Source organism: Acidovorax sp. (genome assembly GCF_016783915.1).
Lineage (GTDB): Bacteria > Pseudomonadota > Gammaproteobacteria > Burkholderiales > Burkholderiaceae_C > Acidovorax.
In genome coordinates this window covers 1-6,680 of sequence record NZ_JADHVT010000201.1, presented here as the reverse complement: position 1 = coordinate 6,680, position 6,680 = coordinate 1, and the positions used below count along the sequence as shown (strand labels likewise).

General features: G+C 65.0%; 8 protein-coding genes. All 8 read right to left on the bottom strand.

Going from position 1 to position 6,680, the window contains the following annotated elements; translation table 11 throughout:
* Positions 1 to 810 (bottom strand): glutathione S-transferase family protein (locus ISS20_RS22445; protein ID WP_291439709.1); only part of this gene is annotated, 810 nt, incomplete at its 3' end.
* A 24-nt stretch (positions 811 to 834) separates the two neighbouring features.
* Positions 835 to 2,496 (bottom strand): isovaleryl-CoA dehydrogenase, encoded by a 1,662-nt coding sequence (locus ISS20_RS22440; protein ID WP_291439707.1) that lies wholly within the window; start codon positions 2,494 to 2,496, stop codon positions 835 to 837.
* 9 nt (positions 2,497 to 2,505) lie between these two features.
* Positions 2,506 to 2,970: a GNAT family N-acetyltransferase gene (locus ISS20_RS22435; protein ID WP_291439705.1), complete on the bottom strand. Its 465-nt coding sequence runs from the start codon at positions 2,968 to 2,970 to the stop codon at positions 2,506 to 2,508.
* Complete coding sequence (locus tag ISS20_RS22430; protein WP_291439703.1) at positions 2,970 to 3,986, bottom strand: NADP-dependent oxidoreductase; 1,017 nt, start codon at positions 3,984 to 3,986, stop codon at positions 2,970 to 2,972. The genes ISS20_RS22435 and ISS20_RS22430 overlap by 1 nt, the downstream gene beginning before the upstream one ends.
* Before the next feature lie 96 nt (positions 3,987 to 4,082).
* Entirely contained in the window at positions 4,083 to 4,514 is a 432-nt protein-coding gene (locus ISS20_RS22425) for a PaaI family thioesterase (RefSeq protein ID WP_291439701.1), read from the bottom strand.
* A gap of 154 nt (positions 4,515 to 4,668) precedes the next feature.
* Positions 4,669 to 5,460: an SDR family oxidoreductase gene (locus tag ISS20_RS22420; RefSeq protein ID WP_291439700.1), complete on the bottom strand. Its 792-nt coding sequence runs from the start codon at positions 5,458 to 5,460 to the stop codon at positions 4,669 to 4,671.
* A 327-nt stretch (positions 5,461 to 5,787) separates the two neighbouring features.
* The gene (locus ISS20_RS22415) at positions 5,788 to 5,991 is read right to left on the bottom strand and encodes a hypothetical protein (protein WP_291439698.1); all 204 of its coding nucleotides are present in this window, start codon (positions 5,989 to 5,991) and stop codon (positions 5,788 to 5,790) included.
* Positions 5,991 to 6,680 (bottom strand): acyl-CoA dehydrogenase (locus tag ISS20_RS22410; RefSeq protein WP_291439696.1); only part of this gene is annotated, 690 nt, incomplete at its 5' end. The genes ISS20_RS22410 and ISS20_RS22415, both read right to left, overlap by 1 nt.

Here is a 6,680-nt window from a genome sequence, read left to right as displayed (position 1 = left end):
GGGCTCAGTGCCAAAGCTCTCGGCGGAAATAGTGACCGGGCTGCCCAGCGGAATGCCGTGCTCGTCCTGGAACACGTCATCCGTCAAGGGCAGAGGGTCCATGCCTGCAGCCACTGTGATGGCGTCGGCGGCACTGAACTTCTCCATGCGGCCGTGGCCCAGCGCAGCGATGCGGTCCATCCACTCCAGCACGGCGGGTGTGGCGGCAAAGATGTCGGCCATCACAGGCACGCACTGGCGCGTGAACCACAGCGGGTGGTAGGCCGCAAAGTCGGCCAGGCAAGGCTCGGCGCCAAACAAAAAATCATGCTCTTCAGCCATGTGGGCGATGCGGCGCAGGTACGAGCGGTAGGCGGCGGTGGCATCGGACGGGCGCAGGCGCTGCATGCCAGCGCTCATCTCGCGGCGGTCTTCGCCAAACACTTGCGCAGCGGCAGGCGGCAGGTTGGCAAACAACACGGCGGCGCCCTTGGGCTGCAGGTTATAGGCCATGGCGGCCCAGAACAGGGTGCTGTCAGCCCACTGCGCAAACACGCGCGAGACGCCCTTCAAGTGCGGCGGGTACAGCACGGGTTCGGGATGCTCGTGCTCCAGCACATCGCAGATCAGGGCTGAGTCGCAATAGATGTCGGCACCAATCTGCAAAAACGGCGTCTTGCGATAGCCCCCCGTCAACGCCACCACATCGGGCTTGGGCATGACGCTGGGGATGATGACGGACTTCCAGGCCAGCTGCTTGAAGCCGAGCACCGCACGGATCTTTTCAGAGAACGGTGACGAGGGGTAGTGGTGCAGGATGAGGTGGGACATGGGGTTCTCCGCAGAAAAAATGTGTCAAGCAGGCAAGGCGCGTGAGAGCAAGGTATCCAGATCGACGCCCGTACCCAGCGTGCCAAAGCTGTAGCCCCAGTCTCCGCCCAGGCGCGATTCGCAGAAAGCGCCGAACACTGCGCTTGGGGCACTGCGGTACAGCAGCGCGGCCTGAACGGCCAGGGCCACGTCCTGCGCGAGGCGGCGGGCCTCGGCCTCGGTGGTCATGGCGTCCACACGCAGGGGCAGCGCACTGGCCATGCGGTCCAGTGCCGGATGGGCACCGCGTGCGGGGGCCAGTTCGTCAGCCAGGGCGGCAGCGGTGTCTGCGCGGCGCACGGCGCGCAGCAAGTCCAGCGCCATGATGTTGCCCGCGCCTTCCCAGATGGAGTTGAGCGGCATCTCGCGGTAGATGCGGGCCATCACGCCCTCGCCGCCCTCCTCCACGTAGCCGTTGCCACCCAGGCATTCCATGGCCTCTTGCGCAAACACGCTGCCACGTTTGCAGACCCAGAACTTGGCCACGGGCGTGAGCAGGCGGGCCATGATGGCCTCGTGCTCGTTCTTATCCTTGTGGTCAAAAGCGCTTGCAAGCCTGATGGATAGCGCGGTAGCCGCTTCACTTTCAAGAGCAAGGTCGGCCAGCACGTTGCGCATCAGTGGCTGCTCAATGAGCTTCTTGCCAAAGGCCGAGCGCTGGCGCGTGTGGTGCAGCGCAATGCTGAGCGCCTGCCGCATGAGGCCGCTGGTGCCCAGCGCGCAGTCCAGCCGCGTCATGGTGCCCATCTCCAGGATCTGCGCCACCCCCCGGCCCTCTTCGCCCACGCGCCATGCCATCGCGTCGATGAATTCGACCTCGGAGCTGGCGTTGGCGTGGTTGCCCAGCTTGTCCTTGAGGCGCTGGATGCGGATAGCGTTCACGGTGTCGTCCGGCAGCACACGCGGCAGGAAGAAGCAGGTGAGCCCGCCGGGTGCCTGCGCCAGGATCAGGAAGGCGTCGCACATGGGGGCCGAGAAGAACCATTTGTGGCCGGTGATGCGGTAGCGTGCGCCCCAGGCATCGTCGCCATCGTGCACAGCCTGTGTGGTGTTGGCGCGCACGTCCGATCCGCCCTGCTTCTCGGTCATGCCCATGCCCATAGTGAGCGCGGATTTCTGCGAGAACAGCGCCAGGTGCGGGTCGTACTGCGTGGCTGCGAGGCCCTTGCTCCAGTCCGCCCACACGGCTGCATTGCCCCGCAAGGCAGGCGTGACGGCGTAGCTCATCGACACAGGGCAAAGAATGGAGGGCTCGGCCTCGGTGAACAGCATGAAGCCTGCAGCCCGCTCGATGTGGGCGTGGCCCGTGTTCTGGCGCGACCAGGGCGTGGCATGCAGGCCGTGGCGCAACGCTGCGCCCATCAGCGCGTGGTAGCTGGGGTGGAACTCCACCACATCGGTGCGGTGGCCGAAGCGGTCGTGCGTACGCAGCTGGGGCTTGTAGGTGTTGGCAAGGCGCGCATGGGTGGCCATCTCCGCCGAACCCATCTCCGCACCCAAGGCCGTCAGGCCCGCCAGCGGCAGGCTGGGGGCATGCAGGCGCAGCGCGTCATGCAAGGGCTGGTTGGTCATGAAGAGGTTGGCATCGGCCCAGGGGGTGCTCTGGTTGAACACTTCATGGGTGGCAGCAAGACTGGCAGCGGTCATGGCGGCTCCTCAGGCGGTGGGGCTGTCACCCCGCCTCAGCATTTCAACGTGCGGGATATCGTCTTCCAGGTACTCATCGGACACGGCCACAAAGCCCAGGCTGCCATAGAAGCCCTGCAGATGGGCCTGCGCGCTGATACGGATGCCCTGCCCCGGCCACGCCTGGCTGCAGCGGGTGATGCCTTCCTGCATCAGCGCCCGGCCCGTGCCGTTGCCACGCGCGTCCTTGGCGGTCACGACGCGGCCAATGGAGGGCTCAGGGTAGTTCACACCAGGGTCCGCCACGCGCAGGCAGGCCTGCAGCACGCCCATCTCGTCGTAGCCCAGCAAGTGGTAGGACTGCTTGTCCGCTCCGTCCGGGTCCTGGTAGGGGCCCTGCTCCAGGATGAATACCTTGCAGCGCAGGGCCAGGGCGTCATGCAGCGCATGCACGCCCAGGTCATCGAAGCGGCACCAGGTCCACTTCAGCATCATCAGATCAGCTTGACCAGTTGCTTGCCAAAGTTCTTGCCCTTGAGCAGGCCCAGGAAGGCCTCGGGCGCGGCGGCAATGCCTTGGGCAATGGTTTCGCGCGGGCGCAGCTTGCCGGTGCCGACCAGCGTGCCCAACTCCTTGAGGGCATCAGGCCAGACTTCCATGTGCTCGCTGACGATGAAGCCTTCAACCTTCATGCGGTTGATGAGCATGAGCGCGGGGTTGGCCATGGGCAGCGGTGCACCGTCGTAGCCGGCGATCATGCCGCACAGGGCGATGCGGCTGAAGGCGTTCATGCGCAGCATGACAGCGTCCATGATCCAGCCGCCCACGTTCTCGAAGTAGCCATCGATGCCGTTGGGGCACGCTTCCTTCAGGGCCTTGGACATGGCCTTCACGTCGCTGTGCTGCTTGTAGTCGATGCAGGCGTCAAAGCCCAGTTCTTCCACTGCGTACTTGCACTTGTCGGCACCGCCCGCAATGCCCACCGCGCGGCAGCCACGGGCCTTGGCCAGCGCGGCAAAGGCGCTGCCCACGGCGCCCGTGGCGGCGCTCACCACCACGGTGTCGCCTTCCTTGGGCGCGATGATCTTGACCAGGCCGTACCACGCTGTCACGCCCGGCATGCCTACGGCGCCCAAGTAGTGCGACAGCGGTACATGGGTGGTGTCCACCTTGCGCAGCGCACCGGGCTGCTCGGCATTGACCACGCTGTATTCCTGCCAGCCGCCCATACCCACGACCTTGTCGCCCACGGCGTACTTGGGGTGCTTGCTCTCGGCCACTTCACCCACGGTGCCGCCGATCATGACTTCGCCCAGCGCCTGCGATGCGGCGTAGCTCTTGCTCTCGTTCATACGGCCGCGCATGTAGGGGTCCAGGCTCAGGTAGTGGTGGCGCACCAGCACCTCGCCGTCCTTGAGCGCGGGCGTGTCAGTGGCCACCAGCTTGAAGTTGCTGGCCACCGCTTCGCCCTGGGGGCGGTTGTCGAGAACGATTTGTTGGTTGCGTGGCATGAAAAGCTCCTTCAGAAAATTAAATACTATGTTTTTGATAGCTACCAGTACATATAGACAATGCACCTGCAGGCGAAAAGGCTTTAAACCACTGGGTCAGTCGGTAGAAATGACCTTGAGGTCATTGACATTGCGCCCGTCCACCGGCAGACGCTTGACGTACTTGAACGTGCCGGTGGCGTGGCAGCACACCTTGCCTTGGGCGTCGTACACCGTGCCCTCGGTGAACGCCATGGTGGCGGTGCGGTGAATCAACCGCCCCTTGGCCAACAGCGGCCCGCGTGCGGGCTGCATGAAGCTGGTCTTCATCTCGATGGTGACCACGCCCATGTCGGGCGTCACGCTGCGCGCGGCCGTGGCCATGGTCACATCCAGCAACGTCATCGACGCGCCGCCGTGGGTCACGGCAAACGAGTTCAGGTGCTCGGGCTGCGCCTCGTAGCGCAGCTCGGACTCGCCGTCCTCCATGCGGTGCAGCGTGAAGCCAAGGTGGCTGACAAAGGGGATTTCGACACCAAAACTGATCAAGGTTTGTTCCTTTGGAAACGTAGGTCGCAACTGGCGCGGCCCAGGCGAGGGACGCAGAGCAAGGGCCGCGCCGCAGCGATTGCGTCGTCCCCCTTCCCGAATCGCCCAGCGATTCGAGAGAAGGGGGAAGCGGCGCAGCCGCTCAGGGGGATGTTCACCCTCCTGTGACGATACTCACACCGCCATCCACCGCCAGCCATTGGCCGGTGATGTGCTTGCCCGCATCCGACGCGTACAGCGCGCACAAGCCCTTCAGGTCTTCATCATCACCCAGGCGGCCCAGCGGGGCGTGGGCAGCCAGCGCTTCCTCGCCCATGGCCTTGAGTGTGCCCACCGTCATCTTGCTCGGGAAGAAGCCCGGGCAGATGGCGTTGACACGGATGTTGTACGCACCCCATTCGGCCGCCAGCGCCCGGGTGAAGTTGATCACTGCACCCTTGGAGGTGTTGTAAGCAATGGTGTTCATGCCCTTGGGGTTGCCGCCCAGGCCGGCGATGGATGCCACGTTGATGATGCTGCCGCTGCGGCGGCCGATCATGCTGTGCTTGGCGATGTGCTGCGACAAGATGAAGTAGCCGCGCACGTTGAGGTTCATCACCTTGTCCCAGGCCTCCACGGGGTGGTCTTCAGCTGGCGAGCCCCAAGCCGCGCCTGCGTTGTTGACCAGGATGTCCACATGACCCAGGCGTTGCAGTGTCTCGTCGGCCAGGCGGCGGATGTCTGCTTCGTTGGAGCAGTCGGCAGCGATCCAGCGCGCGTCGATGCCTGCGGCCTGCAGATCGGCAGCGGCTTCCTCGAGGTCAGACGCCTTGCGCGAGCTGAGCACGATCTTGGCGCCCGCCTCGCCCAGCGCGTGGGCCAGCTGCAGGCCCAGGCCGCGCGAACCGCCGGTGACCAGCGCGGTTTTGCCCGTCAGATCAAACAATTGTTGGATGGTGCGTGTCATGTGAATGTCTCCTTGGTCTTTTGCAATTCGGTGGATATTCTCAACCCCAGGCCCGGCGATTCGGTGCGCCGGCAGGGTGCTGGAATGCAGGCAGCCATTGTGCTGCGCCTGAAGGCAGCATTGTGTCGCCGCCGCGTCGGCGCAGCGGGAAAAGGCGGTGTCAACCAAGTGTCCCGAGTTGGAAGTTCGTTGATGAACTAAAGAGGTCGAAATCGTCGGCAGGCAAGGAGCAAACCGCAGCGATGGTCGTAGCTATCGCGAGGATTTGCAACGCAGTATGGCGACGACTCCCGGCATCTTTCTGAAACGAATCTTCAACTCGTGACACTAGAGGTCGACCTTGAGCCGCGCGCGCACTGCAATCAGCACCACACCGACAACAGCCACCACGCCCCCGCCCACCATCAGCACCCAGCCCGTGGCCGCGTCGGTGCGGGCGGTGGCAATGCCCAGCACCAGCGTGAGCAGGCCGCCGTAGATCAGCGCCCAGATGATTTTGTGCAAGCGCTGCAGGGTGTGCGCGGCGGCCATCAGAACGCCTCTTCAGGAAAGCTGGCGCAGGTCGCGTCGCGCGTGCTGACCACTTGAAGCCAGGCGCCGATCTTGGGCAACTCGTAATGGAAGAAAAAGCGCATGGCGCCCATGCGGCCCACGCTGGCGGGCTGTGCCAGGGCTGCATCGGCCGCCAGGGTGGCCAGCGCCACATCCAGCCACACCCAGGCCAGCACCGTGTGGCCAAAGGCCTGCATGTAGGGCACGGCGTTGGACAGCGCATCAGCGGGTTGGCCCGTGGCCCAGGCGGCCTTGGTGGCCGCGCCCACGTCCTGCAGCGCCTTGCCCAGCGCGTTGGCGTGGGCAGCCAGCGCGGGCACCTGGATGGCGCGCTCGATGGTGGCGTTGATGCGCCCGGCCAGCAGTTGCAGGCCCCGGCCGCCTTCCATCAGCACCTTGCGACCCAGCAGGTCCATGGCCTGGATGCCGTGGGTGCCTTCGTGGATCATATTCAGGCGGTTGTCGCGCCAGTACTGCTCCACCGGGAAGTCGCGCGTGTAGCCGTAGCCGCCGTGGATCTGGATGGCCAGGCTGTTGGCCTCCAGGCACCATTCGCTGGGCCAGCTCTTGGCGATGGGGGTCAGCACCTCCAGCAGCAGGCGGGCTTCGTCGGCCGCAGCGGCATCGCCCGTGTGTTGCTCGTCCACCAGCCGCGCGCAGAACAGGTT

Coding starts and splice junctions, on each gene's coding strand:
- ISS20_RS22420 (WP_291439700.1), bottom strand. CDS start 5,460: ATGACACGCACCATCCAACAATTGTTTGATCTGACGGGCAAAACCGCG.
- ISS20_RS22440 (WP_291439707.1), bottom strand. CDS start 2,496: ATGACCGCTGCCAGTCTTGCTGCCACCCATGAAGTGTTCAACCAGAGC.
- ISS20_RS22435 (WP_291439705.1), bottom strand. CDS start 2,970: ATGATGCTGAAGTGGACCTGGTGCCGCTTCGATGACCTGGGCGTGCAT.
- ISS20_RS22415 (WP_291439698.1), bottom strand. CDS start 5,991: ATGGCCGCCGCGCACACCCTGCAGCGCTTGCACAAAATCATCTGGGCG.
- ISS20_RS22430 (WP_291439703.1), bottom strand. CDS start 3,986: ATGCCACGCAACCAACAAATCGTTCTCGACAACCGCCCCCAGGGCGAA.